The 24,729-nt window shown below is 54.6% G+C and carries 23 protein-coding genes; 11 read left to right on the top strand and 12 right to left on the bottom strand.

Features of this window, described 5'->3' with window-relative positions:
* Nucleotides 1–43: 43 nt before the first annotated feature.
* Nucleotides 44–772, bottom strand: coding sequence for a hypothetical protein (locus PUR_RS02500; protein ID WP_179033879.1), 729 nt, complete (start codon nucleotides 770–772; stop codon nucleotides 44–46).
* Between the two features lie 168 nt (nucleotides 773–940).
* Here PUR_RS02500 and PUR_RS02495 point away from each other — a divergent pair, with 168 nt between their 5' ends.
* Both PUR_RS02495 and PUR_RS02490 read left to right on the top strand, forming a co-directional pair.
* Nucleotides 941–1,243 (top strand): ArsR/SmtB family transcription factor, encoded by a 303-nt coding sequence (locus tag PUR_RS02495; RefSeq protein WP_036588831.1) that lies wholly within the window; start codon nucleotides 941–943, stop codon nucleotides 1,241–1,243.
* Between the two features lie 148 nt (nucleotides 1,244–1,391).
* Nucleotides 1,392–1,967: an NAD(P)H-dependent oxidoreductase gene (locus tag PUR_RS02490; protein ID WP_179033878.1), complete on the top strand. Its 576-nt coding sequence runs from the start codon at nucleotides 1,392–1,394 to the stop codon at nucleotides 1,965–1,967.
* Between the two features lie 294 nt (nucleotides 1,968–2,261).
* Here PUR_RS02490 and PUR_RS02485 read toward each other — a convergent pair whose 3' ends face one another.
* The gene (locus tag PUR_RS02485; RefSeq protein WP_179033877.1) at nucleotides 2,262–4,610 is read right to left on the bottom strand and encodes a helix-turn-helix domain-containing protein; all 2,349 of its coding nucleotides are present in this window, start codon (nucleotides 4,608–4,610) and stop codon (nucleotides 2,262–2,264) included.
* A gap of 250 nt (nucleotides 4,611–4,860) precedes the next feature.
* Between PUR_RS02485 and PUR_RS02480 the strand changes: the two genes are divergently transcribed.
* From PUR_RS02480 to PUR_RS02455, 6 genes are all read left to right on the top strand, one after another.
* The gene (locus PUR_RS02480; RefSeq protein WP_232101685.1) at nucleotides 4,861–5,826 is read left to right on the top strand and encodes an ABC transporter permease; all 966 of its coding nucleotides are present in this window, start codon (nucleotides 4,861–4,863) and stop codon (nucleotides 5,824–5,826) included.
* 25 nt (nucleotides 5,827–5,851) lie between these two features.
* Nucleotides 5,852–6,724, top strand: coding sequence for a carbohydrate ABC transporter permease (locus PUR_RS02475; RefSeq protein ID WP_179033876.1), 873 nt, complete (start codon nucleotides 5,852–5,854; stop codon nucleotides 6,722–6,724).
* Between the two features lie 24 nt (nucleotides 6,725–6,748).
* Nucleotides 6,749–8,314 (top strand): extracellular solute-binding protein, encoded by a 1,566-nt coding sequence (locus PUR_RS02470; protein ID WP_179033875.1) that lies wholly within the window; start codon nucleotides 6,749–6,751, stop codon nucleotides 8,312–8,314.
* Nucleotides 8,315–8,417: 103 nt separating this feature from the next.
* Nucleotides 8,418–9,593 (top strand): M24 family metallopeptidase, encoded by a 1,176-nt coding sequence (locus PUR_RS02465; protein WP_179033874.1) that lies wholly within the window; start codon nucleotides 8,418–8,420, stop codon nucleotides 9,591–9,593.
* A 32-nt stretch (nucleotides 9,594–9,625) separates the two neighbouring features.
* Nucleotides 9,626–10,720 (top strand): sugar phosphate isomerase/epimerase family protein, encoded by a 1,095-nt coding sequence (locus PUR_RS02460; RefSeq protein WP_179033873.1) that lies wholly within the window; start codon nucleotides 9,626–9,628, stop codon nucleotides 10,718–10,720.
* Between the two features lie 41 nt (nucleotides 10,721–10,761).
* Nucleotides 10,762–11,592 (top strand): PIG-L deacetylase family protein, encoded by an 831-nt coding sequence (locus PUR_RS02455; RefSeq protein ID WP_179033872.1) that lies wholly within the window; start codon nucleotides 10,762–10,764, stop codon nucleotides 11,590–11,592.
* Nucleotides 11,593–11,739: 147 nt separating this feature from the next.
* On the opposite strand, the gene PUR_RS02450 is transcribed toward PUR_RS02455, so the two are convergent.
* From PUR_RS02450 to PUR_RS02420, 7 genes are all read right to left on the bottom strand, one after another.
* Nucleotides 11,740–12,204: a DUF420 domain-containing protein gene (locus PUR_RS02450; RefSeq protein WP_179033871.1), complete on the bottom strand. Its 465-nt coding sequence runs from the start codon at nucleotides 12,202–12,204 to the stop codon at nucleotides 11,740–11,742.
* A 36-nt stretch (nucleotides 12,205–12,240) separates the two neighbouring features.
* A complete protein-coding gene (gene ctaG / locus PUR_RS02445) occupies nucleotides 12,241–13,149 on the bottom strand; it encodes a cytochrome c oxidase assembly factor CtaG (RefSeq protein ID WP_179033870.1) in 909 nt (302 codons plus the stop codon).
* A gap of 965 nt (nucleotides 13,150–14,114) precedes the next feature.
* Entirely contained in the window at nucleotides 14,115–14,438 is a 324-nt protein-coding gene (locus tag PUR_RS02440) for a cytochrome C oxidase subunit IV family protein (protein ID WP_179033869.1), read from the bottom strand.
* A gap of 3 nt (nucleotides 14,439–14,441) precedes the next feature.
* Nucleotides 14,442–15,068, bottom strand: a complete 627-nt coding sequence (locus PUR_RS02435; protein ID WP_179033868.1) for a cytochrome (ubi)quinol oxidase subunit III — start codon at nucleotides 15,066–15,068, stop codon at nucleotides 14,442–14,444.
* Between the two features lie 7 nt (nucleotides 15,069–15,075).
* Entirely contained in the window at nucleotides 15,076–16,914 is a 1,839-nt protein-coding gene (ctaD, locus tag PUR_RS02430) for a cytochrome c oxidase subunit I (protein WP_179037712.1), read from the bottom strand.
* A 120-nt stretch (nucleotides 16,915–17,034) separates the two neighbouring features.
* Nucleotides 17,035–18,081, bottom strand: coding sequence for a cytochrome c oxidase subunit II (gene coxB, locus PUR_RS02425; protein WP_179033867.1), 1,047 nt, complete (start codon nucleotides 18,079–18,081; stop codon nucleotides 17,035–17,037).
* 347 nt (nucleotides 18,082–18,428) lie between these two features.
* Nucleotides 18,429–18,617 (bottom strand): hypothetical protein, encoded by a 189-nt coding sequence (locus PUR_RS02420; protein ID WP_019913840.1) that lies wholly within the window; start codon nucleotides 18,615–18,617, stop codon nucleotides 18,429–18,431.
* A gap of 594 nt (nucleotides 18,618–19,211) precedes the next feature.
* Between PUR_RS02420 and PUR_RS02415 the strand changes: the two genes are divergently transcribed.
* From PUR_RS02415 to PUR_RS02405, 3 genes are all read left to right on the top strand, one after another.
* Nucleotides 19,212–20,237, top strand: coding sequence for a serine hydrolase domain-containing protein (locus PUR_RS02415; protein ID WP_179033866.1), 1,026 nt, complete (start codon nucleotides 19,212–19,214; stop codon nucleotides 20,235–20,237).
* Between the two features lie 166 nt (nucleotides 20,238–20,403).
* A complete protein-coding gene (locus PUR_RS02410; protein ID WP_124697204.1) occupies nucleotides 20,404–20,742 on the top strand; it encodes a DUF4870 domain-containing protein in 339 nt (112 codons plus the stop codon).
* 147 nt (nucleotides 20,743–20,889) lie between these two features.
* A complete protein-coding gene (locus tag PUR_RS02405; protein ID WP_179033865.1) occupies nucleotides 20,890–22,239 on the top strand; it encodes a YegS/Rv2252/BmrU family lipid kinase in 1,350 nt (449 codons plus the stop codon).
* Nucleotides 22,240–22,826: 587 nt separating this feature from the next.
* Here the strand turns inward: PUR_RS02405 and PUR_RS02400 are convergent.
* The 3 genes from PUR_RS02400 to PUR_RS02390 form a co-directional block, all read right to left on the bottom strand.
* On the bottom strand, nucleotides 22,827–23,405 hold the full coding sequence (locus PUR_RS02400; RefSeq protein ID WP_179033864.1) for a xanthine phosphoribosyltransferase: 579 nt from the start codon (nucleotides 23,403–23,405) through the stop codon (nucleotides 22,827–22,829).
* Nucleotides 23,406–23,502: 97 nt separating this feature from the next.
* Nucleotides 23,503–23,808: a hypothetical protein gene (locus PUR_RS02395; RefSeq protein ID WP_179033863.1), complete on the bottom strand. Its 306-nt coding sequence runs from the start codon at nucleotides 23,806–23,808 to the stop codon at nucleotides 23,503–23,505.
* A 44-nt stretch (nucleotides 23,809–23,852) separates the two neighbouring features.
* Nucleotides 23,853–24,695: a TrmB family transcriptional regulator gene (locus PUR_RS02390; RefSeq protein ID WP_179033862.1), complete on the bottom strand. Its 843-nt coding sequence runs from the start codon at nucleotides 24,693–24,695 to the stop codon at nucleotides 23,853–23,855.
* Nucleotides 24,696–24,729: the final 34 nt, after the last annotated feature.

Below are 24,729 nucleotides of genomic sequence, written 5' to 3'. Positions count from 1 at the left end.
GCTCACACCGCCTTCCGCCCGCCGGCCAATCCGTCTCCCGCCATCATACGAGGTCCCGGCTCTTCAATCTGTGAATGGTCCATCTGGAGAACAGCTGCACGGACACCGTGCCCGCAATCAGCGTTCCCCACATCAGTGGAGACAGCAGCCCCCATTCCTTCGAGCAGGCGAGGGTGTAGAGCAGCAGGTTGCCGCCGGAAAATTTAACCGTCATGGCCGCTCCGAAAGAAATCAGCATCACCAGCAGAAGGAGCCAGAAGTAGGCTTTGCCGCTGTATAGAAACTCTATAAAAATGAACAAACCCATTACTGCCAATCCATAGCCGATCCAGGTAAAAGAAAACACGACATACCCGAGCGGTGAAATGGAAGCTCTAAGATGGCCCGCGAGCGCGTAGACCAGCCCAAAGAACAATACGCCGTTCAGCGCGAAGCATATGACCGATTGCAGCTTTCTTTTGCACAAGACAGCATTCAGCGGAATCGGCAAGCTTCGCAGGTACGCCAGCATTTTCGTATAGGAATCCGCGCTCCAATACTTCATCGTGCGGCGGGAGTACGCAAAGCCGAGGAACGGAATCATAGCCAGCAGCATATAGTCGGGCAAAACGCTTCGCTGCTGGATCTGCGCTGAATCATTGATGAGGAGTCCCATAAGTCCCCCCAGATAAGTCATAAAGATGATAGAGATCAGAAGAGTGAGCATCAGCCTTATTTTGTCGCCCCGCAAATCCCCCCGGATCATAAACCAGGAATCTTTCCATGTTTGCATAAAGGTTAACCTCGCTTTAATCAAGTGATTATGTGTGATTACTGTATATATCTATATACACAGTATATGTCCTTATTTTTCCATTGTCAATAAGTGGAACAAAATATCTGTGTTGGCATAACCGTTGACATATCGCAAAACGTCGATATAATGGTTTACATGAAGCCAATTGACCCCATTGAAGTATTCAAAGCACTGTCTAATGAAGCGCGTCTTCAAATCTTGGAATGGTTAAAAGATCCGAAAGCCCATTTTGGCCCCCAGGGAGGCGTAGATCTTATCGAGGTTGGGGTATGCGTCAGCCAGATTACATCGAAACTGAATATGACCCAATCGACTACATCTCAATATTTATCCGTTCTGCAGCGGGCGGGACTCGTACATGCGACTCGGCTGGGCAAATGGACATATTATAGAAGAGATGAAGAGGCAATCAAAGAAATTGCTTCCTACATTCAGCACGACCTTTAAATCATAAGGACTGGATTCAACCCGTTGAATTCAGTTTTTATATATAAAATAAATCGATAATTCGAGATTTGTAACTGAATATTTTTATTTTTAACTAACAAATCGACATTTCTCGAATTATCCACATCCAAAAAAAGGAGTTGTTCTCATGTCCAACCGTTCCACCCCGTCCGGCAGCGCCGCAACACTCGTAATCGTTGCGCATCCGGATTTGGATTCATCCCGGATTAACAAAAGGCTCGCGGCCGAGCTTGAACGAAGAGGCAACGTTACCATTCACCGGCTGTACGAGACTTATCAGGACGAAAAGATCGACGTCGCCCGCGAGCAGGCGCTGTTGACGTCTCATGACCGTATCGTGTTTCAATTCCCGTTGTTCTGGTACAGCTCGCCTTCCTTGCTGAAAAAATGGATGGATGAAGTACTTGAGCTCGGCTTCGCGCACGGCAGAGGCGGCGATAAGCTGAATGGCAAGGAACTCCTCATTGCCATCTCATCGGGCGGCGCGGAGAGCATGTACCAAGCCGGAGGATTCCATAATTACTCTTACAGCGAGCTGCTGCGGCCGTTCCAGCAGACCGCCAACCTGGCCGGAATGATCTACCTGCCGCCCTTTGCTGTGGGCGGAATTCGCGAAGTGACCGACGAACAGCTCGAGAAGTATGCGGCGGATTACGCCGACTATGTGGAGGGACAAACAGCCCTCTCCCGCAAGCGGGGTTAACCGAAAGCAGCATACCCAATAGACAGTGCCGGCCTCATTTTGTCGGCAGTAGACGGGAGGAGCCGGGAGGTGCCCGCGGCCGTGAAGGACCGGCGCAGCGGTAGCTGTACGGGGTACCTAACCCCGATAGCGGCATGGGCACCCGAACTTTAGATCCCCCGGCCCGGCGCGAAAACAACAACAGACTGCTCTTTAAGTGGCTAGTTCCACTTAAAGAGCAGTCTGTTTGTTTTGATCTATAGCCCCGGAAGCCTGCAAACTTCCCAGCTTCTTTTTTCGGATCGCTGCTCCCCCCTATTCACCCTCCGTCTCCTCAAGCCCGCCCTCTTCCGGGTTCGGCGCATGCTGGAGACGGTATTCCATCGGGGAAATCCCCTCGATTTTGCGGAAAGCGCGGATAAAGGTGTTTCGGTTGTTAAAGCCGACCGACGCCCAAATGTCCTGAATCAGCATTGTGGAGCCCGCCAGCAGTTCCTTCGCTTTCTGCACCCGCAGCTCCTGCAAATATTGGTTGAACGGTTGCCCGAGCTCCTTCTTCAGCAGACGGGACATATAGTTCGGAGTCGTATGGAACTTGTCGGCCAGCAGCTCCAGATGAATATCCTCCGGATAATTGGCGTCGATGAAAGGCTTGAAGGCCAGCGATTCCAGCTTGTCCGCCTTCGGCTCGATCGTATCCATGATTTTGTTGAAATAGCCGTAAATGAATTCCGTCATGCCGTCCACCGACAGGGGATGCTCGGACAGGATTATGCGGATATATTCCCGGTACGTCGCTTCGGGCAGCGTCTTATCCTTATGCTTGAGCACCTGCGAACCGATCACGAAGAGATGCATGTACAGCTCTTTTATCGTAAAATCGCTCAGCCCCATCGACACATGGTTCCGGATGACCTTCTCCAGCAGCTCGAACAGCTCCTCCCGCTTGACAGACGCCAGCAGGTTGAATATTTTTTTATCGTCATTCGTCCCCAGCAGGATGGTTACCGACTCTTCATCTTCCTTCTGATAGTAGTGCAGCCGCTTATTCTCGAAAGGCGACAGACGCCACATCGCTTTCATCGCTTCCAGATACGACTCCTGAAGTCCTTCGAAGCCCCGGTGAATATCCCCCATCCCGATAAACATATCATGCATGATTTCGTCATGGCGGAACAGACTGAACATCGTCTCAAAATAACTCGTCAGTTCATGCCGGTCCGCATCCTGTGGAAGATTAACCAGCAGACAGAATACATTCGATTCGATCTCGACCAAAAGGCTCTGATATTCCGCCAAAGTATGCGCCTTGAGCAGGCCTGCCATTTTGTCGTAATACGCATTCTGCTCTGCGTTACTGTAATCCATATAGAAGGCTTTCGTGAATTTGGTCCGGATCAGCGCCGCGGCGAAATGCTCGTGCTTGAACGTGATTCCGCATTTCCCCAGAAAAGAGGCGATCTCTTGTTCACCCGGAATCCGGCTATACCGCAGCATCCGCACGATCCACTGCTCCAAAGCGAGCGGCGAGATCGAGGTCAGACTATTGCTCAATAGATCCATATTATCCATCATCCGGTGAATTTCCCGGTCCAGCACCTTGTACTCATCGGCAGCCGGCTCGGCGGAGGGCGATATTTTGGCAATAAGGGATTGAATCGGCGCATACAGCTTCCTACTGAACAGGAAGGACAGAAGAATCGACAGCACAAGCGCGATCAACGACAGCGTCACTCCCCAATACTTAACGTGCTTCATGGTGTCGCGGATATCCGATTCGGGAACCAAGGCGATCATATTCAGGTTTTTGAACACAAAACGGGTGCTCGTCTGAATCGCCAGCATGTCCCTCTGCCCTACCGCCGTTCTCACAACGTGCGAGCCGGAAGACTGGAACTGCTTGACAAAATCCCGAATCTCTTCCCTCGGCTCATTCATTTCGGTGGACGCGATCAGCTGCTGACTGTCATCCACAATAAACAGCATACTGTTCGGAGTCAGCTTGGAGCTGACGAGCGACTCGATAATCGGATCGACTTTTAGATTGATTACATACAAATCATTGGACCGGTATTCGGCAATGGCCGTCTGAACGATCGGAAGGATATACGCGCCGTTCCGCGAGCTCGACCTGGAAGGCGGGAGAATCTGAAAGGGCCGGGTCTGTGACCCGTAATTTTCCCAGAACGGCTTCGGGTATTGTTCGAGGGCGTTTTTTCTCCCAAAAAAATCTGCGGCGGAATAGGTTCCCTGATCACTGATGATGAGATCATTGTTCTTTTTATAAATAAATACGCTGTCTACATATTCGCCCATACGGCTAATTCGGCTCAGGGAACGGATGGTTTGGGAAACCACGGCATATTGGGATGGATCGTCGACACTGAAACCGGAGGAGAACAGCTGCATGACGTCCGTATCCAGAGAAAGAAGATAATTGGAGTTATAGATGCCCGTAAACACGTTATTCAGGCCGTCCGCTATATTGGACAGAGATTTATTGTAATTCTGCTCCAATTCGGATTCGAAATACCATAAATTGACCCGATACGTGATCAGGTTGATCAATTGAATCAGCAGAGAGACGACGAGGAAGAAAAAGAAAAAACGGTACAGTAAACTCCGAAAAGCCCCCTTCATCAATGAACGCGTAATCTTCAGCATCTGTAATTTCTACCCCCTGAAGATAAGTTAGGTTATATTATGTCCTCAAAAAGATTGATCTGTCAACAAAATGTGACATAATATGACGCATAAGGGCGATAAATGAGACATATATCATTTTTGTACACTGAACAAACGGTAAATCAGGTCAATTTTTGTGACATCATGTCGGAACTGTCTGTTTCGCCGGAACGACCTTGTGGCTTTTAATAAGGGTGTGGGCAGCAGCCAAGAAAGGGGATGATCGCAAATGGAAAACACCATAGCGAAGGAAAAGAAAAGCTTGGTCATCAAACAGAAAGGAATGAGGCGTATAAGTTTAGGAGTCTATTTTAGAAGAAATATTCATTACTACATCCTTCTAATCCTTCCGATCTTGTATTTTGTTGTCTTCCGTTACGGTCCGATCGTCGGCAACGTGCTCGCTTTTCGCAGGTATGTTCCCGGCGGGTCCATCTATGGCGAAGAATGGGTCGGTTTGAAATATTTCAAGCTGTTTCTTCGGGACCCTAATTTCTGGGTGGCTTTTAAGAACACCTGGCTTCTGAGCTTCTATCATCTGCTCATTACGGTTCCGGTTGCCATTCTGTTCGCCCTGCTCGTTAATGAGATTAAGTCGAGAAAGCTTCGCAGCGCAGTCCAGACGATCTCTTATTTCCCCAATTTCATCTCGATCGTCGTCGTCATCGGCTTAATGAAGGAGCTGCTGTCGCCAACCTACGGCCTGATCAACAAGGCGCTGGGGCTAATCGGGATTGATCCAATCTTCTTCATGAATGAACCCGGATGGTTCCGTTCCCTGTATATTTCTTCTGAAGTCTGGCAGTACACCGGGTGGAACTCGATTATCTTTTTCGCCGCCATCTCTTCGATCGATCCCCAGCTATATGAAGCCGCTGAAGTGGATGGCGCGGGACGGCTGAAGCAAATCATTCATGTTACCATACCGCAAATCATGCCCACGATCGTCGTCGTCTATATTTTATCGCTTGGGCAATTAATGACTGTTGCGTTTGAAAAAGTGCTGCTGATGTATACGCCAAGTAATTCCCAGGTAAGCGACGTGATCGAAACCTTCGTCTACCGGATGGGTCTGGAAAGCAGCAACTACAGCTATGCGACGGCTGTCGGGTTGTTCAGCGGGGTTCTCGGGCTTGTGATCGTCATTGTAACCAATTACCTTTCCAAAAAGGTAACCCGCTACTCGCTTTATTAATTGCACCCGGGAAGGAGGTCCTTTCATGCATTATCGAAAAACATTGGAATTCAGGGTGTTCTCGGTCATCAACTTCCTGTTCATGGCCCTGGTCATCTGCGGTGTCATGCTGCCTTTTCTTCATCTGCTGGCCGTTTCCTTCAGCGATTCGCCTGCGAATACAAGCGGGAAAGTCAAGTTTCTTCCCATTGGATTCAATGTGGAGGCCTACAAGTTTATTTTTCAGCACCCCAGCATTCTAAGAGGCTTCTGGAATGCCATCGTGCAGACGGGAGTCGGAACCGCCTTCGGCATCTTCATGCTGACGATCTGTGCCTACCCGTTATCCAAGCCCATCAAAGGGCGGAAAGTGATGATCTGGCTGATCATGCTGACGATGTTTTTCAACGGCGGCCTGATTCCGACCTATATGCTGGTTAAAGGGCTGGGGCTGCTGGATACGCTGTGGGCCATCGTGCTGCCTTTCGGCATTGTGCCGTATTTTCTGATGATCATGATTAATTTCTTTCAGAGCTTTCCGGATAACCTTGAAGAGTCCGCGTTAATCGACGGTCTGAATCCGATTCAGATTTTGTTTAGGATCGTTCTTCCGCTATCCAAGACCATCATGGCCACCATGTGCCTATTCCTGGTCGTGATGTTTTGGAACAACTGGTTTAACTCGCTGATTTATTTGAACAGCCCGGACAAGTACCCGATCATGCTGATCGTCCGGAACATTCTGGACGGGGCCAATCTGGTGAACGGCGCTTTGGCGGGAACCAATCTGGAGAAGCTGTCTACGGCCTCCCTGCAATCCGCGGCCATCATGGCGACAACATTGCCCATTTTTTGCGTCATTCCATTCGTCCAGAGACATTTTACCAAGGGCGTTCTGCTCGGAGCGGTTAAAGGATAATTCCATTAGGAGGCATGATGATTTATGGAGAAGATGTCAATCAAAAGATTCGGTGTATGGTCGAGGCTTACCGCTCTTTCCCTGCTGGTAGCCATTCCGCTTGCGGCTTGCGGTAACAGCTCAAATCAATCCGGAAGCGCGGACGCGGCAAAAGAGGGCGGCGGACCGGTAACGTTGACGATGCTGTATTCCGAATCGGGGTCCCCGTTCAACAAGGACTGGCCCATATATAAAGAACTTCAAGCACGCACCAACGTGAAGCTGGACCTGCAGGTCGTGCCCGAGTCGGATTATCAGAGCAAGGCCAAAATCGTCCTCAGCTCGGACAAGATTCCCGATTTGGTGACGAACATTAACCAGTCCAATGTGCTTGAGCTTGGAGGCACCGGCGTTCTTCTCCCGATCAGCGATTACATGGACAAATTGCCGAACCTCAAAAAGAGAATTGAGGAATTCAAGATGGAGGACGAGTTGGAGAACTGGAAGTCTCCGGATGGAAAGCTGTATGTGCTTCCTTTCCTGACCCAGTCCGCAAGCTATAACCGCTCGCCGATGATCCGGACGGACCTGCTTGAAAAATACGGTCTAAAAGCGCCGACGAACACCGATGAGCTGTACACGGTACTCAAGAAAATGAAGGAAATGAATCCGGGCAGCTATCCGTTCACGGGCACAAGCGCAGACGATCTGCGGAGCATGTGGGGCGCCGCCTGGGGCATTGAGCCGAGCTATAAAGGTTTTATCTTCAACGAGCAAACCGGAAAATACGAGTATATCTACACCAGCGAAAACTACAAGAAGTATGTCTCTTATTTAAACAAGCTGATCAAGGAAGGTCTAGCGGACCCGGAATTATTCACTTCCAATTACGATCAGATGCACCAGAAGCTCTCCACCAGCAAGAGCATGTTCTATTTCTTCTGGAACGGCGAGGAAATCAGCAATATCAATCTGCTGGGCAAGAAGAACACTGGTCCGGAGTTCAAGATGGCCATGCTCCCGCCTATCGCCGGTCCAGCCGGAGAAAAGGCGCTTGCTGGTACCCGTATCGATCGCGGCACCGTTATTCCGGCAAGCGCCGCGAACAAGCCTTATTTTGAAGACTTGCTGAAGTTCGCCGACTACCTGTATAGCGATGAAGGCATCGACCTGCTGACATGGGGAATCGAAGGCGATTCGTACGTTGTAAAAGAAGACGGCAAGAAAGAATTCACGGATAAAATGAAGCAGTCGGAGAACCTGAATAGGGCGCTGTGGGATATCGGATCGGCCAACGGCTCCTTTACCCTGGTGTGGCCGTTCAAATGGTTCGCGACGATTCTCGGCAACGAAGATTTCGAGAAGTATACCGAAGAGGCCAATAAGAACAACTGGTTTACGCTGGCCGCCAAGGTGCCGAAGCTCAGTACCGATCAGAAGGACGAGGAAAGTCTGATGATTGCGGGCGTCAACGACTACTACGCCAAAATGCAGGAACAGTTCGTGTACGGAAAAATGTCCATCGATCAGGAATGGGACAGCTATGTGAAAGAAATTCATGCCAAAGGCGTGGACAAACTGCTGGACATCTACAACTCTACGCTGAAATAAAATGACTTGATGAACGGGGCCGGCGTAAATTCCGGCCCCGGGTCGTTAAGTACGGTGACGGGATTAACGCCCCGAAAGAATACGTAAAAGGAGAGGAATTTAGATGATTATGCCTGCCAACGAGACAAGCAGAAGAATGTCCATTCTGAAGGCCAGCCTTGCCAAGAACGGCATCGATGCTCTGGTGGTGTATGGGAACGGCGCCGGGGAAAGCGGCGGCACCATAAGATATCTTACGAGCTGGATGCCGCAGAACCCGGATGCGATTCTCATCGTCCCGGCCGAAGGCACGCCTGTGCTGATCACAAGCGACAAGAACAGAGCCCGGGGCTTTGTCCGGTTCTTCGGCAATGATGGGCAAGTGGTCAAGGCGGGCAACTTGTTCGGCACGGTCAAGGAAGTGCTGGCTTCGGCGGTCCCGCGCGGCAGAGTCGTCGCCCAGGCGGGCGAATTCGATCTTACGGTTGCGCGGGCAGAGGAATTCCGCGCGCTGCTCTCGCCGTATGAGGTGACGAACGGCAACGCGATCATCAACAAGCAGCGTCTGGAGCGGACGCCGTTCGAGGCGGAGAAGCACCGGAAGGCGACCGCGCTGGCGGACAAGCTTGTCGCCCACGCCATGAGCATCGCGGCGATCAAAGGGGTGACCGGGGCCGATATTATGGCGGACGTGGAATATCTGGGCCGGCGGCTCGGGGCCGATATGTCCGTATGCTGGATCGCTATTGGCGAACGCCCGGCCGAGACAATGTTCGAGCTGTTCGAGCTTACGGAAACGCTCGGCCCGGACTCCCGCTTCCAGATCGGCGCTACCACATGTCTCGACGGGTACTTCTCCCAGGTGCTGCGCATCGGAACGTTCAAAGAGCCCTCGGCGCGGCTTCAGGAAACGGCGGACGCCATTATCGCCATGCAGGACGCCGCGCTGGCCAAGATGGTGCCGGGAACACCGATCCATGCCATCAGCGATGTGCTGGAATCCATGATCGACGAATACTGCCCGTATACCCGGGCGACAGACCCGTTCCGCTTCCAGGCCTGCCATGCGATGAGCTGCAGCTACGTCGATCCCGGTATTGCACCGTTCCTCTACGCGGATCGCGACAAATCCTTCGATTCGGAATCTCCGCTTGTAATAGAGAACCAGGTCTATGAAGTGCACCCGAACTTCACCCTGCCCGACCTTGGGCATGTGGTTGCGGGCGATGTAGCGATTGTCGGCAGCGACGGGGCTTCCTGGGCATCGAAGTTCCCGCGCGGCATATACCGGATTTCCTAACCCACATAGAAGAGAAAGGCAGGTTAGCAACGATGCGTATTGGAATTGACGGCAGAAAAATACCCGAAGCGAAGTCCAGAGGTCCGGTCAGCTCGCTTGAGCATGCGAAGAGCCTCGGCATGGAGGGCGTGTTCTTCCGCACCATTTTGGATGTGAGTCCGGAGCTCGACCGAGGGATCATCCGCGAGGTCAGGCAGCGCGCCGACGAACTGGGGCTTTATCTTGAGGCCGGGCTGGGAAAGGTAAATCCCTATGCCCTGCCCGAGACGCCGGAGGTGCGGGCGATCGGAAATGGGGATACGCTGCGCGGATTTCGGCGGATGATGGAGGCCTGCGCGGAGTTTGACATCCGCGAGCTGTGGATTTCCACGGCCGGCGCGAAGCCGTACAAGGGAAAGTTCGGCACGGACCGCTTCCGGACGGACGTATCCTGGGAAGAGCAGCTGGAGGCCACACGCCGCTTCCTGCTGAAGCTAAAGCCCATCGCCCAGGATCTCGGCATTCATCTGAACCTCGAAACGCACGAGGAGATCACAACATTTGAAATTCTCCGTCTCATTGAAGCCGTCGGCGACGATGTCATCGGCATCGTCTTCGATACGGCGAACGTTCTTATCCGGGGCGAGCACCCGGTCATGGCCGCCAAGCGGATCGCCCCGTTTGTGCGCCAGACGCATCTGAAGGACGCCTATGTCGAACTCGTCGATGGCGGCGCTCATCAGAAGGCGGTTCACTGCGGGGCCGGCCTCGTTGATTTCTCGGCGGTGCTTCAGGAGCTGAACAAGTATAACCCCGGCCTTAATCTTACTTTCGAGAACGATGTGCCCCGTTCGGAATGGGGCATCATCCCGGGCGAGCCTCATCTTATCGAGCTTTACGATCCAGAGTGGATCGCAGGGCATCCCGACCTTTCGCGCGAAGAGTTCTCCGCCTATTTTGAACTTGTGCGGGGCTACACGGAACGCATCCGAGCAGGAGAGGTTAAATCCTGGAAGCAGCTGAACGCGGAACCGTTCGAATACGCCGAAGCGGTTCAGTGGATCGAATCGTCCCGGCGGCACATCGACGAAATCTGCCGGAAGATCGGCATCTCGCGGGAGACTCATGACGGCGTATGCCGCGCCTGACGAAAATCATTTGGCTTTCAGTCGTATAAGGAGGCACAGACATGGTACTTGAACGACCGACTCGGGTGATTGTGATCGGCGCCCATCCGGATGAAGCGGATATGTACGCAGGCGGCACCGCCGCTTTGTTCGCGGAGAGAGGACACAAGGTCAAGTTTCTCTCGTTGACGAACGGCGACTGCGGCCATTACGAACAGCGCGGGGAAGAGCTTGCGCAGCGGCGCAAACTGGAGGCCCAAGCGGCCGCAGAATGTCTTGGCATCGAGGAATATGAAGTCCTGGATACGCCGGACGGAACGATCGAGCCTAGTCTGCCTTTCCGGAACGAAGTGATCCGGCAAATTCGCAGATGGAAAGCGGATTTGGTCATCACCTTCCATCCGGAAGGCGGCATCAGTCCCGACAACCGGTATACGGGACTCATCGTCAGCGACGCGGTGCCGTTCACGACGGTCCGCGGCTATTTGCCGGATGAGCCTGCCCTGGCCGATCGGCCTCTCGTTCTGTTAATACCCGACATGACGATGCTGGACGATTACCGGGCCGATATCGTCATTGATGTCGGGCAGACGATCGAGAAGAAGCTGCGCGCCTGCGACGCACACGCTACGCAGTTTTATGAGAACCCGGCGTGGTACCTGGGCACCCCGGATCAGCTTCCCGTGGAGTGGGAAGACAAGAAGAAGCACTTATTGGAAGGGTGGTCAGAGACCTTCTATGTCTCCTCCAAAATGCTCCCTGCTCTGGAGCAGTGGTACGGGAAAGAGCGCGCGGCGGAGGTTCGTTACGCCGAACCGTTCGAAATCGCCCGGTACAGCCGGCCTACGAGCATCGATGAATTAAGAAAGTGGCTGCCGATGCTGGCGGATTAACTTTGGAAGAACAAGGCGCGGCAGTCTGTTAACGGTATTCAATCGGCTGTTGGCCGCCCTGTTTGATCAGCAAATCAAAATCGCCGCTCTAATCCTCCAAACGGATAGAGCGGCGATTTTTTGTTAACTATTAATTGACGGACGCCTTTAAGCGCCCAAAATTACTTTCCACACCGGCAACGTATGCCCGCCCGGGTACATCAAGTACAGCAGCACATACACCGCCACGCCCGTTATGGCCGTGATGAACCAGATCACCGAGGTGACTCTGCCCCATCTGCGGTGCTTGGCGTACTTTTCTTTAAAGCCGAGCGTCAGCGTCGTAATGCCAAATACGGCGGCTACGGATGCGAGTACGATATGAAAAATGAGAAATACGTGGTACAGCCCCGAAAGGCTCTCCGGTCCGCCCCATGACGTGTTGCCCACAAATACCGTTCTCGACGCATACACCAGAAAGAACAGCACCGCAAACACTGCAGCGGCAATCATCGTCTTCTTGTGCGCCTCGCGTTTGCCCTTAATGATGAGTCCCCAACCGATAGCCACAAGCACCGCGCTGATGACGATGAACGATGTGCTGATCGTTGGAAACACTGTGAAAATATCCATGTTCGTCCTCCTAGACCTCACCGGCAGATGCACAGGTCAGTTCGCCGCTTTCACCCCGGAAGACTCCGGAAGCTTGTCGTCGCCGTCCTGCCCGTTCTCTTTTTTATACCAGTGATAGAACACAGAAGCAAGCATGGAGGCAAAAATAACTTCCTGAATGAACTTCATCCCGATGCCACCAACCTGCTGGTCCACTCTCGGAGACATCACTTCAAAGAAGGCCGGTCCGCCAAAAGACCGCAGCAGCGCGGCGGTGTCGCCCGAAACGCAGTAGCCCATCGCTCTGGCCCAGGCATCCGGGTCGCTGTACGTCGCATAAAGCGGCTTATCGGCAAAAATAATCAGCCCGCACGCTGGCGTCAGCAGTACCATATTGAGGAAGATAAATCCCACCTTCGCCAGCCCATTCCAGCGGTCCCTTTCCGGCAGCGGATTGATCAGCGTCCACCACATCAAGGCCGAAGCGGCGAACAAAACGGCGTAATACAGCCGGTGAACGCCGAAATGCAGCATGACATAGTCATGGACCGCCGGGATATGATACAGGGAGAACAAGCCGTTGAACAGCAGCGCCGCCGTAACCGGATGGGCGAGAAAGGCCAGCCGCCGGAAGGGATTGACTCTAAGTAAGGTACGCCACAGCTCCGCCGGAATGCTGAGCATGATAAGCGGAACGGCAACATAATAGGACAGCGCCATGCTGAGCATGTGTAAAGAGAACATGAGATGGCCCATCAGACTGACCGGCCCGCCCTGAGCCAAATAGAGCGTCGCCATCCCGGTGACGAAGAAGATCCGCTGCCTTGGTGCTGCCGGAGCCGCCATCCCAAACCGGTCAGCCAACGGCCCGACCAGCATAAAATAACCGGAGACCGCAACCAGCACCGCCGCCAGAAACAGCGGGCTCCATAAATCGGCAAAGCTGAATACGTTCAGTCCGAGCATCGTTCAAGCCTCCCCGCGTTTGGAAGTACATCAATGAATCCCTGTCCCGTCGTTGGCAGATACCCGATGCCATTACATGGCTTAGCGGGCGCTCTCCATATACGCAGCATACCCGCTACCTCTACCGCCACTCGCTGAATACGCAGCATATCCGCTCCACAATTGACTGCATACCTGCTACATTTGCCACGACTCTTCGTATGCGCAGCACACCAGCCTACCTCTGCCGCCCCCTCGTATGCGTTAACATCCCTCACTTACCTCTTTCGGCGCTCGCCGAATCCGTAGCACACCCACTCCCTCATTGACTGCGTACTCGCTACATTTGCCACGACTCTTCGTATGCGCAGCACACCAGCCTACCTCTGCCGCAGCTGCGGACCTCATTCCCCAAGCAACTTTCGAATATCAGGGAAAACCTCCTGCTTATTCCGCCTTTTCGAACGATTTCCGCTATTAAACTGGATTTTCTCCCTCTCATTCAGGCGAAAAAGGCCCAACCTTCAGTTTTCGGTGAATTAAACCGGAGGTTTTCCGCTATAATCCAACATTCCGGTCCATCCACCTCAATTAAGACGGAGAATTTCCAGTTCAGCTGAACCGGACGACCGATATCGCGTCATCGCATCATCCATCATCGCTCAAGCTTTCGCGAACTATGGTCCCTACCGGCTCCTGCGGATTCAGCAAAGTCTCTAAACTGTGGTTACGAAATGGATTTCCCCTTAGAACCCGTTTCAAAAAAGATATCCCCCAACAGAGGCGCCCTGCCTTCGCAAGCTTGTTCAGCCCCTATGACGATAGAGCCCGGACAGAGCTGCACTCTAAGAAGAAACGGCTTCGCCGTCCTCTGGAAGAGGAAGGCATCCGTTTCTCGTAAAAATATCAGGTTAAGGATAAGCGCGAAGCTTATACTTTCTGATATTTCGCAAAAAGGCAGGCCCCCGGCCCGCCCCTTTTTTCCATTAATTCCACCAGACCCAGTACAAGGCCATAATAATGCACGTTCCGGCGATCAGGAAACCGCCCAGCATGAAAATAATCGGCATCATATGCCCCTTATCCTTCAAATGCATCCAGTAGCCCATCTGTACAAAGACCTGAATCACGGCCATGACAAGCAGTAGAATGACCGCGAAGACCGGGTTGACCCCTCCGGCCGCCACCGCCGCAAAAGCGATAAGCGTCAGCACAGCCGAAAGGACAAATATCATAACATGCTTCCGCGGGCCTTCCTGACGGTGGCGGCGCTTTACACCGTTATCTCGGGTATGCTGTTCAGCAGCCATAGCCTAGCCCACCTTTCCGAGCAGATAGACAACCGTAAAGATGAAGACCCACACCACGTCGATAAAATGCCAGTACATGGCGGATACGTAGATTTTCGGCGCGGTCACTACGGTCAATCCCTTGCGGGCCAGTTGGCCGATCAGCAGCGAAATCCACAAAATGCCGAATGCGACGTGCGCGCCGTGGAATCCGACCAGCGTATAGAACGCCGAGCTGAATGCGCTTGTGGTCATGCCAAATTTCTCATGCCTTACATATTCGCTGAATTCATAAATTTCCAGCCCCAGAAAGCATAGGCCGAGCATCACGGTGACCAGCAGCCAATTCCGGAGCAGCGCCGGACGGTTCCGGTGCATCGCCTGGATGGCGAAGACGCTGGTCAGACTGCTGACGAGCAGGAAGAAGGTCGCGGCCGCAACGAGCGGGAGATGAAACAGCTCATTAGCCGTCGGCCCTTCGTTGGTCTGATTTCGCAGCGCCAGGAAGGTGGCGAACAAGGTGCCGAAGAGAACGGCCTCGCCGCCGAGAAACAGCCAGAAGGCTAGCACTTTATTGCGGCCTTCGGCGGTCGCTTTTTCCGGCTCATGCGGCAGGCCGCCGTGGACGGGTTCTGCATGCGTCGTTGTCATTTCCATTTCACCTTCCTTCCAGCTCTTCCGGCTCGATATGCCAGCCGTGATCGTCGTACAGCGAACGCATCAGCATCGCTCCAAAAGTAATCAGTAGCCCCAGCCCGGTCACAATATAGTTGTTGAACAAAAAGCTCACGAACCCGCTGCTGAAATTATCCCGGCTGAACATAAAGCCGAACCCGGCGATAAAAATGCCCACCGACATGATGAACGGCAGCGGGGTCGCCGAAGGCATATGAATCGATCCTACCGGCTCGGCCGGGGTCATTCCCTTGTTCCCCGCCGTCTTCTCCTTCCAAAGAGCGTCAAGCCCGCGCACAAGCGGAGTCTGCTTGAAATTATACTCCGGCGGCGGCGACGGAATGCTCCATTCCAGCGTGCGCCCGTCCTCCCAGGGATCGTCGTCAGCGTCCATGGGATTTCTTGAAGTGATCACGATATTGGCCAGGAAGATCAGCGTGCCGACGCCCATCAGTCCGGCCCCGATCGTGCTGACCAGATTCAGCGTGTCAAAATGCTGATTCGGCAGGTAGGTGAACACCCGGCGCTGCATGCCCATAAGGCCGAGAAAATGCTGGACGAAGAAGGTCAGATGAAAACCGGTGATGAACGTCCAGAAGGTCCATTTTCCCAAAGTCTCGCTCAGCATGCGCCCGAACATCTTGGGCCACCAGTAGTGCAGCCCCGCGAACAGGCCCATCACAAGGCCGCCGACGATAACGTAATGGAAGTGCGCCACGACGAAATACGTATCGTGAAACTGGAAATCCGCCGGCGCGGATGCCAGCATAACACCGGTCACGCCGCCCATGGTGAACGTCGGAATGAAGCCCGAAGCGAACAAGTTGGGCGTGGTAAAGCGCACCGAACCGCCCCACATCGTGAACAGCCAGTTGAATATTTTGATCCCAGTCGGAACCGCGATCAGCATCGTCGATACGGCGAAGAGAGCGTTAGCCACAGGGCCGAGTCCGGTCGTGAACATATGATGCGCCCATACCATGAAGCCGAGGAACGCGATCAGGATTGTCGCGAACACCATGGAGCTGTATCCGAACAGCCGCTTGCGGGCAAAGGTCGGAATGACCTCGGAGATGATGCCGAAGGCCGGGAGAATCAGAATATAGACTTCGGGATGGCCGAAAATCCAGAAAATATGCTGCCAGAGCACCGGGCTGCCGCCAGCTCCAGGCTCGAAGAAGTTCGCGCCGAGTATCCGGTCGAAGGTCAGCAGCACAAGGCCGACGGTAATGGCGGGGAAAGCGAACAGAATAATGGCGGACGTAATAAACGTCGCCCAGGCGAACATCGGCATCCGCATGTACGACATGCCCGGCGCACGCATCGTAATGATGGTCGCCAAGAAGTTAATGCCGCCGATCAGGGTGCCGAGGCCGGCAATTTGCAGGCCGATCGTGTAAAAATCGACGCCGTGCGTTCCGCTGTAAGCCGATGTTGAGAGCGGTGTGTAGGACGTCCAGCCCGCATCGGGCGCCCCGCCCATAACCCAGCTGAGATTAAGCAGCAGACCGCCGAACAGGAACGTCCAGAAGCCCAGCGCGTTCAGAAAAGGAAAAGCGACGTCGCGCGCGCCGATCTGCAGCGGAATGACCGCGTTCATCAGGGCAAAAATAACCGGCATGACGCCGAGAAAAATCATCGTCGTACCGTGCATCGTAATCAGTTCGTTGAAGGTTTGGGCGTCCAAAAAATCGTTCATCGGCTTAATGAGCTGCCACCGGATAAGGAGCGCTTCAATCCCGCCAATGCCGAAAAACAATCCGCCGGCCCACAGGTACAGAATGGCGATTTTTTTGTGATCTACGGTCGTAATCCAGTCCATCAGTCCGGTATGCCGCTTGACGCCGTGCCCGAGTGGTTTCGGGTGATCCAAGGTATGCGCTGCCTGAGCCAAGGTTCGTACCCCCTTTTCAAATATACCGCTTGGTAAGGGCTGCCGTGACTAGTTCAATTTATAGCCGGCCAGATAGTCGGCGATCCGATCGATTTCGTCGTCCGTCAGGCCCATATCCTGTTTGGGGTCGGGCATAAGGTTGCCCGGCTTAACACCTTGCGTGTCATGCAGCCATGACTTTAAATTCTCCTCCACGGGAGCGCCGTCCTGGCGGGTGTCGTCATTAAGCAGAATACCGGCCACCGATTCGCGGGAGCCGATGCCGGTCAGATTCGGTCCTACCGACAGCCCCTGATCGCCGACCGCGTGGCATTTCAGGCACTGCTCCTTAAAGGTTTGGGCGAGCGCCGGATCTTCAGGAAGCACCGCGGGCGCTTTTTGCGCTTCGATCCACTGCTTAAATTCATCATTGCTAACCGCTTTCACTTTGAATTCCATGAACCCGTGGGAAGGTCCGCACAGCTCGGCGCATTTGCCGCGGTATACGCCTTCCTTCGGCGCGCTGAAGCTGAACCGGTTGGTTGCTCCGGTCGGGTTGGTGTCGATTTTACCGGAAAGAGAGGGGACCCAGAAGGAATGCAGCACATCGTTTGTCGTCAGCTCAAAGGCAATGTTCTTGCCTGCGGGAATAATGAGATCCTGCGCCGTCTTGATGCCGTAATCGGGGTATTCGAATTCCCACCAATACTGGTGGCCTGTCACTTTGACTTTGATCGCGTTCTTGTCGCCAGAATGATTGTCGCCCAGGGCGAATACCGTCCTCACCGTCGGTACCGCCAGCACGATAACGAGAATGAGCGGAATCACGGTCCAGAGCACTTCCAGCTTGAAGCTGCCCTCGATCTGCTCCGGAATTTCATTCTGCCCCGGCTTGCGGCGGAAACGGATCAATACATAAGCCGCGATGGAAAAAACGATCAGCAGCACGACAATCATGATGGAAATCGCAAGCTTCATGAGTCCCAGCGAGCTTTCCGCGGCCGGCCCCTGCGGCCTTAAGACCGAGAGGTCTTCCCGGCCGCAGCCGGCGAGAACCGTTCCGAAAACCGCGATCAGGGGAAGAAGCCGCCTTGCAGAGTGCCACGTTCTCATCATAGATCAACCCCGCTTTTTCCGATTTCAATTAGATTACTTATCCTGTGCTGTCAATTATAACAATCACTATTAATATAATTTTCAGGGTCTGTTTTGTCAATCGTTCACAACTATTTCAAAATAAGAAAAAAGCTTGTCAATTCAGCATTTGCAATCGGTTTCTGAAAGCGGTATTATTAATAATAGATGTGTGTTAACGCTTACAGATTCCTTTTCTCCCTACTATTCATTTGACAAATTATCGGGCTTTGAATCCATGAGCTTACATGAAGGTACAAAAAAACCGTTCTCTGCGGCATACGCAAATCACGGTTTATAGAATCCTTTCGGAATTAACAGATGGACGGTTAAGAGACAGACGAATTCATTCTTACGAGTTCATGCTCCACGACCATGGTGAGTTCTTCCTCATAGCCTCCCGTTATCCGGTATTTACGGACATACTCTTTGACGAATTTCTTCGGATCCTTGGGTCGGAAAATACGTGTCATTTCCCGCAGACTTTCCTTGACTTCGTTGTGACCTTTGCTTGCCATGATCAGTTCCCTCCCAAAACATTGAAAATGAATGCTCCGTTGTAGAGAATGCATGATGAAAAGTCCGCCATAACTTCGAAATGCAAGGGCGCGTAAATGCCTTAAGACCGAATGCCGCTTGCATTTATCGATCCTCCGCGATCAGCCGGCAGGAGCCAGGACCTACGTATCGGAATCGGTGAAGCAGGTTCGTCGCGATTTGGGCTGAGAGTTTCCGGTGTTAATTAACACCTCGACACTGTGATTACCCGAAAAGCCAAGTCTCTGAATCACTCCTTTCGGGCTTTATCGTTTTATTGTATCATATTCCCGCCCAACTTCCACCTTTCCCGTAAAATGCCTACGTGGTAAATTTTTTTTGCGAATCTTTTGGAACATACGTTCTAATACAGCATAAATTCTCCGCAGCGGATAAGTCAAGTGTGAGAATTTCTGAAAATAATTGGTTAACCTACATTACAAAGTTGAAAATTCAGCACATAGCACAGCACCCGATTGACGAAACCATGACCTCTACGTCGGGGCCGGGAAGGGGAACGCCATGTATAAGCAGCTGCTGACTTCGTTGATAAGGTCCAACATGAGGAGCGCTCCATGAAACCGGCAGTGACCCTGCTTCGCTCTCCACATGCCTCCGTCCCCTACATTCCCATGGCGAAGCCCGAAGATACGGGAACCTGCGCGGAGCGGCTGGAACAGGCCCATCAGACCGCGCTGCGGGAATATCCGAAAATGCACAGCATGCTTATCGCGCGCCGCGGCCGGTTAATTTGGGAGCGATATTACGGCAATGGACACGCCGCCCTGTTGAACGATCTCCGCTCGGGCACGAAGAGCGTTACTTCTCTGCTGGCCGGAATAGCAATTGGAAGAGGAGATATGCCGGAACCCGGCGTTCCCGTTATCGAGGCGCTGGGGAAGCATGTCCCTTACCTGCATTCGGAGCAGCTGCCGGTGATTACGCTCAAACATCTGCTGACGATGACCTCGGGCTTCGGCTGGAAGACCGGCAAAAGGCTCGGCGAACCGCTGATCCACAAGTTTCACCGCAGCCGCCGCTGGGGTTCCTTTGCGCTCGGCCTGCCGATCGTGCCGGAGAACATCGGCACCTTTCAGTACCGCAGCCCCGATTCGCATCTAATCTCCATGATGCTGACGGAATCGACGGGCCATGACGCCTTCGCCTATGCCATGGACCATTTATTTGCCCCTTTGGGCATCGCGCACGCCGCCTGGCTGCCGAGTCCCGAAGGCCACAGCATGGGCCATATCGGCCTGCATATGACCTCGCGCGACATGGCCAAAATCGGCCTGTGCCTTCTGGACGGCGGCATGTACGCAGGGCGGCAGGTCATCCCGGCCGATTGGCTGGACCAGGCGTTGACCGCCCAGACAGCCGGCTACCCGGCATACGGCGATTACGGCTTTCAATTCTGGACCGGCACCATGTCGGGCCAGCCGTTCTCGCTGGCCCACGGGCACGGGGGGCAGCAGATTCTGCTGCTGCCAAAGCTCTCCGCCGTCATCGTTTTTACGGCGGAGAGCAGAACCAGCCACTGGAAGCATCCCCGCAAGCTGGTTGAACAGTACATCATTCCGGCAATGGCAGGCGGCGGATAGTAAAAGGCATTGGCAGACAGTTGGGGATTGGCAGGATGGCGGCAGGCGTCAAGCGGATGCTGCTCATACTTTGTCCGCCCCGCTCATACGCTTGTATAGAGGAAGCGCCCGTCTAAGGCCTATGTCCGCGGGTGCTTTCTGTTCATATGACAGGAGAGTGAAGCCCTTGTCCCCTTTTCGTTCATCCGTCGGCTTGCCGGATTATATTGCGGCTGCCCTGTGCTATCTATTCCCTTTCGCTGGAGGAATCGTCTTTCTTGCCCTGGAGAAGCGCAGCCGGTTCGTGCTATTCCACTCCCTCCAGTCGTTATTGGCCTACGGCGCGCTGATGGTCGGCCATGTTCTGGCCGGTCTGCTGCCTTTCATCGGCCCGCTGCTTGCGGCGCTCATCTTCCTGTGCAGCTTCGGCATCTGGCTGCTGATGACCTATCATGCCCTCCGGGGCAACTGGTATAAGCTGCCCTGGGCCGGCGATATCTCGGAGCGGCAGCTGCGGCGTCTGTAAGCTCATTTCGCTTCATGAAAGGATTCCACTTAGTCCCTTCCTTTCGGTACTCATGAAAAGGATTCCCTTTTGTCTCTTCCCTTCGTTACAATGGAAGAGCATAACGGAAAAGCACAACAGCATGAATTTGGGCCTGGGGGAAAATGAATGTACTTGTTTGTTATCAATCCGCGTTCCGGCGGAGGAGCCGGGCAGAGGTCCTGGCTGCGGATCGAGAGACTGCTGAAGGAGCGAGCGGCGGAGTATGAAGCGCTGCATACCGAGAGTGCGTCAAGCGCCGGCAGCGATGTGATGCAGGCGCTCTCGCGCCGGGAGCGGTGGAGCGCCTGTGTAGTGATCGGCGGGGACGGAACAATACACAGCGTGCTGGAGGCGCTGAGAACACTCGGCGTTCCGCTCGGCATCGTACCCGCGGGCTCCGGAAACGACACCGCGCGCGCCTTCGGTATTCCGCTGGAGCCGAAGGCCGCGCTGGGTGCCGCGCTGGACGGAATCCGCGTTCCGGCCGATCTGCTGGCCGGGAACGGCTATACGCTGACCGCCGTCGCCAGCGGATTCGACGCCCAGGTCGCCGAGAATGTCAATACCAGCCGGTACAAACGGGTGTGCAACGCCCTGCACGCGGGGCGGCTGGCCTATCTGATCGGCATTCTGCATACGCTGATTACCTTTAAGCCTTGCCGGGCCAGCATCGTCTGCGACGGGCAGGAGCATACCTTCGAGGACGTCTGGCTCGCGTCCGTCTGCAACCTGCCAAGCTACGGCGGCGGGCTGCTCATCGCGCCGCAGGCAAGGCCGGACGACGGCCGGCTCGACGTCTGCATCGTGCACGGGTGCAGCCGCATGCAACTGCTGCGGCTGTTCCCGACGGTGCTGAAGGGCAGCCATGTCTCGCTGCCCTTCGTGACGATGCTGCGCGGGACAAGCGCAGCCGTCAGCTTCGAGCGCGAGCGGCCGGCGATCGGCGACGGCGAGCCTCGGCCGCGGCGCGCTGGCCGTGCGCTGCGAGCCGGGGGCGCTGACCGTGCTGGCGCCCCGGGCCTGGGCCGCCGCGGAGCCTGGGCGCAGGCCGCGAGGGCGGCGCTTGACGCAGGCGGCGCAAGCCGGGGCCGGGCCGTGAGGGCGGCGCTCGACGCAGGCGGCGCAGGCCGGGGCCAGGCCGTGAGGACGGCGCTCGACGCAGGCGGCGCAGGCCGGGGCCAGGCCGTGAGGGCGGCGCTCGACGCAGGCGGCGCAGGCCGGGGCCGGGCCGTGAGGGCGGCGCTCGACGCAGGCGGCGCAGGCCGGGGCCAGGCCGTGAGGGCGGCGCTCGACGCAGGCGGCGCAGGCCGGGGCCAGGCCGTGAGGGCGGCGGAGCGCAAGCGTGCAGGAAGGCGCCTCCGCACGCCGGACACGTCGCCGGAGGCCGGGAAGGTCTCATCTCCGGCCTGCTGGCCCCATTTCCGGCCTAAGGCCTTCCCGCCTCCCGGCTTACAACGCCCTCCCCGGAAGCGTTAACAGAACAGCAGCCGTTATGACCGGGCAATTTCCGCCCCCCCATAACGGCTGCTTATTTCTTGCGTGTCCATTGCTCCGGGTACCAATTACATAATTACATGAGGAATCCAACTTCCCGGGCCGAAAACGGGGTGGCCTTGGGGATTACAGGGAAAAACTCCCTCTAAATTTTAGCATTCATCTTCTTTTCATTGATTTAGAAGGAATTTCTCCGTCTAAATTCGGGGAAAAAGGCTGGAGAAGAGGTTTTCATTCAAAATAAAAGGGATAATTTCCCTTTTACCCTCCGAAAAGAGCGGTTTACTCTAAAATAAGCGGGACTTTTTCCCTGTAATGGCAGCAAGCGCACATAAAGAAGGACCTTCGCCCTTTGTCCGGATGACCAACGCCCTGTCACCAGTACGCTGGACCTAATGATTTGCTGCACCTTCACTGGGCATCGATCGGCCCGGCTACAGGCCGAAGCCTCCAGCCTCGCCGTTTCGCTCCCCACCTTCACCGGGCTTCGGCCAGCCCGGCAGCCGAGCCATGCCCAGAGCCCCGGTACCGTACCTCTCCGCACCTTGCGGCATTACTCAGTGCCCGGCCTACTCCTCCCCGACAAAAACCACCCTCTCGTCCTCGAGCGACGCGATACGCACCAGCGACTCCACCCGGTAGCCCGCTTTCAGCAGCAGATCCCGCCCCGGCTGGAACGACTTCTCAATCACAATGCCGATCCCGGCCACCGCGGCCCCGGCCTGCTCCACAATCCGTGCCAGGCCGAAGGCGGCCTCGCCGTTAGCCAGGAAATCGTCGACGATCAGCACCCGTTCGCCGGGAGCGATGAACTTTTTGGAGACGGTAATTTCATTGGTCTCTCTCTTGGTGAAAGAGTAGACCTTCTCCACGTATATATCCTCCGTCAAGGTCAGCGACTTCTGCTTGCGGGCGAATATAAGCGGGACTTCAAGCTCCAGCGCCGTCATAATGCCCGGAGCGATGCCCGAGGATTCGATAGTCAGCACCTTCGTAATCTTTTCCTCCGCAAACAACGCCTTGAACTCGCGTCCGATTTCACGCATCAGGAACGGGTCCATCTGGTGATTCAAGAAAGAGTCCACCTTCAAGACACCCTTGGCGAGCACAATGCCTTCATTTATCACCTTTTGCTTCAAGAGCTTCATATGTACTCCTCCTTCTTTATCCCGATTCATTCGGCTGCAGGAAAGGCCCATTCTCCCTCAGGTCCGTCGAGGAGAAAATGGGCCTTTCGCGGCCGGCTCAAAGACCTGATGGCTTCGGCGGCAGCAGGTTGCTTACGATCGATTTCAAATCATGATCTTCCCCGGATTTTTTGCCATCCGCGTCATAACCGGTTATCCGGATCTCGGAATATTCGGCACCCGGGTCCACCGGCTTAAATATCAACTTCTCCCGGTCGTCCAGCCTTACATTGAACTTCATGTCCTTAAACATGTCGATCAGCTGGCTCTCGGTCGGAGCCGTTCCCTCGTCAAGAAACAGCAGACCCCTCAGCGATTTCGGCCCTTTCGAATGCAGCACTTCAAAATGTACGATACACTCCACTCTTCTTCACCTCCCTGGCGTGATTTGGCATATTCCGGTTTAGGCTAGTATCCATCCCGAGTGTTCCCCGGAGTCCGGGCCTCCATCCGTTCTTCTTCGTCATCGCTTCCGACGTATTTGCGGTATATGCTCCGGTAGCGATGGCCGTAGCGCCGTTCCAGTTCGGGCGCCATATCCTGCTCCAGCTCGAACAGCACCATTTCCTGCATAAAATGGCCCAGCAGCAGATCCACCAGCACCCGGTGTTCCGTCACAACCGCCTGAGCCATTCCGTTCACACTGCCCCCGCTCGTACCGAGCATGCACCACTGGCGGTCGACCACGAACGAAAATTTACGCCCTTCGGATTCCTCCATTCCTGCAAGAGGCGGCCACGGAAGGTATGGGCTTGCAGCATTGCCGCCGTCGAAAGCCCAGAGGAGCCTCACCCCGCGCCGCTCGGCCTGTTCCAGCTCGCTGCGAAGCAGCGAGGCCTCTTCCCGCCACACATCGACGATGATCTCATGCTCCGCTGAGTTAAGCTGGCGGATTAGCGCATCCATTACATTGCGCTCGCCTTCCACATTATAAAATGTAGTGCTGACCGAGCCGCCGCGCGGCATTTCGTTCTCGACGAAGGAGAGAGACGCCTGAACCCGTCCGGAGATCATCTTGGTCAACTCTTCCGGGGCCAAAACGCTGTATCTGGCTGGCTCTCCGTCACCGCAGCGCACATATCCCTGCTGGGTCAGGCGCTGGAGCGCAGCATACACATTGGACCTGGAGACGCCGAGGCGCTTCGCCACCTCGTAACCGGATGATTGACCGATCGCCGCCAGCTCCACCATAATTTTGGACTCCATTTCCGTAAAGCCCAGACTGCGCAGATGCAGCAGCAATTGTTCCATTCCTATCGTCCCCCCAAGGCTGGCTGAATGCAAG

The sequence above is a fragment of the Paenibacillus sp. URB8-2 genome, from assembly GCF_013393385.1.
Taxonomy (GTDB): Bacteria; Bacillota; Bacilli; order Paenibacillales; family Paenibacillaceae; genus Paenibacillus_AQ.
Note: the sequence above shows the minus strand (reverse complement) of the source record. Positions and strands in the feature narration are given on the sequence as shown.

Bases quoted from the DNA above. Each gene is read 5' to 3' on its own strand.
- PUR_RS02485 (WP_179033877.1), bottom strand. From the start codon at position 4,610: ATGCTGAAGATTACGCGTTCATTGATGAAGGGGGCTTTTCGGAGTTTA.
- PUR_RS02415 (WP_179033866.1), top strand. From the start codon at position 19,212: ATGAAACCGGCAGTGACCCTGCTTCGCTCTCCACATGCCTCCGTCCCC.
- PUR_RS02475 (WP_179033876.1), top strand. From the start codon at position 5,852: ATGCATTATCGAAAAACATTGGAATTCAGGGTGTTCTCGGTCATCAAC.
- PUR_RS02420 (WP_019913840.1), bottom strand. From the start codon at position 18,617: ATGGCAAGCAAAGGTCACAACGAAGTCAAGGAAAGTCTGCGGGAAATG.
- PUR_RS02500 (WP_179033879.1), bottom strand. From the start codon at position 772: ATGCAAACATGGAAAGATTCCTGGTTTATGATCCGGGGGGATTTGCGG.
- PUR_RS02480 (WP_232101685.1), top strand. From the start codon at position 4,861: ATGGAAAACACCATAGCGAAGGAAAAGAAAAGCTTGGTCATCAAACAG.
- PUR_RS02460 (WP_179033873.1), top strand. From the start codon at position 9,626: ATGCGTATTGGAATTGACGGCAGAAAAATACCCGAAGCGAAGTCCAGA.
- ctaG (WP_179033870.1), bottom strand. From the start codon at position 13,149: ATGCTCGGACTGAACGTATTCAGCTTTGCCGATTTATGGAGCCCGCTG.
- PUR_RS02405 (WP_179033865.1), top strand. From the start codon at position 20,890: ATGTACTTGTTTGTTATCAATCCGCGTTCCGGCGGAGGAGCCGGGCAG.
- PUR_RS02450 (WP_179033871.1), bottom strand. From the start codon at position 12,204: ATGGATATTTTCACAGTGTTTCCAACGATCAGCACATCGTTCATCGTC.
- PUR_RS02440 (WP_179033869.1), bottom strand. From the start codon at position 14,438: ATGGCTGCTGAACAGCATACCCGAGATAACGGTGTAAAGCGCCGCCAC.
- ctaD (WP_179037712.1), bottom strand. From the start codon at position 16,914: ATGGACTGGATTACGACCGTAGATCACAAAAAAATCGCCATTCTGTAC.
- PUR_RS02470 (WP_179033875.1), top strand. From the start codon at position 6,749: ATGGAGAAGATGTCAATCAAAAGATTCGGTGTATGGTCGAGGCTTACC.
- PUR_RS02490 (WP_179033878.1), top strand. From the start codon at position 1,392: ATGTCCAACCGTTCCACCCCGTCCGGCAGCGCCGCAACACTCGTAATC.
- PUR_RS02465 (WP_179033874.1), top strand. From the start codon at position 8,418: ATGATTATGCCTGCCAACGAGACAAGCAGAAGAATGTCCATTCTGAAG.
- coxB (WP_179033867.1), bottom strand. From the start codon at position 18,081: ATGATGAGAACGTGGCACTCTGCAAGGCGGCTTCTTCCCCTGATCGCG.
- PUR_RS02390 (WP_179033862.1), bottom strand. From the start codon at position 24,695: ATGGAACAATTGCTGCTGCATCTGCGCAGTCTGGGCTTTACGGAAATG.
- PUR_RS02435 (WP_179033868.1), bottom strand. From the start codon at position 15,068: ATGACAACGACGCATGCAGAACCCGTCCACGGCGGCCTGCCGCATGAG.
- PUR_RS02400 (WP_179033864.1), bottom strand. From the start codon at position 23,405: ATGAAGCTCTTGAAGCAAAAGGTGATAAATGAAGGCATTGTGCTCGCC.
- PUR_RS02455 (WP_179033872.1), top strand. From the start codon at position 10,762: ATGGTACTTGAACGACCGACTCGGGTGATTGTGATCGGCGCCCATCCG.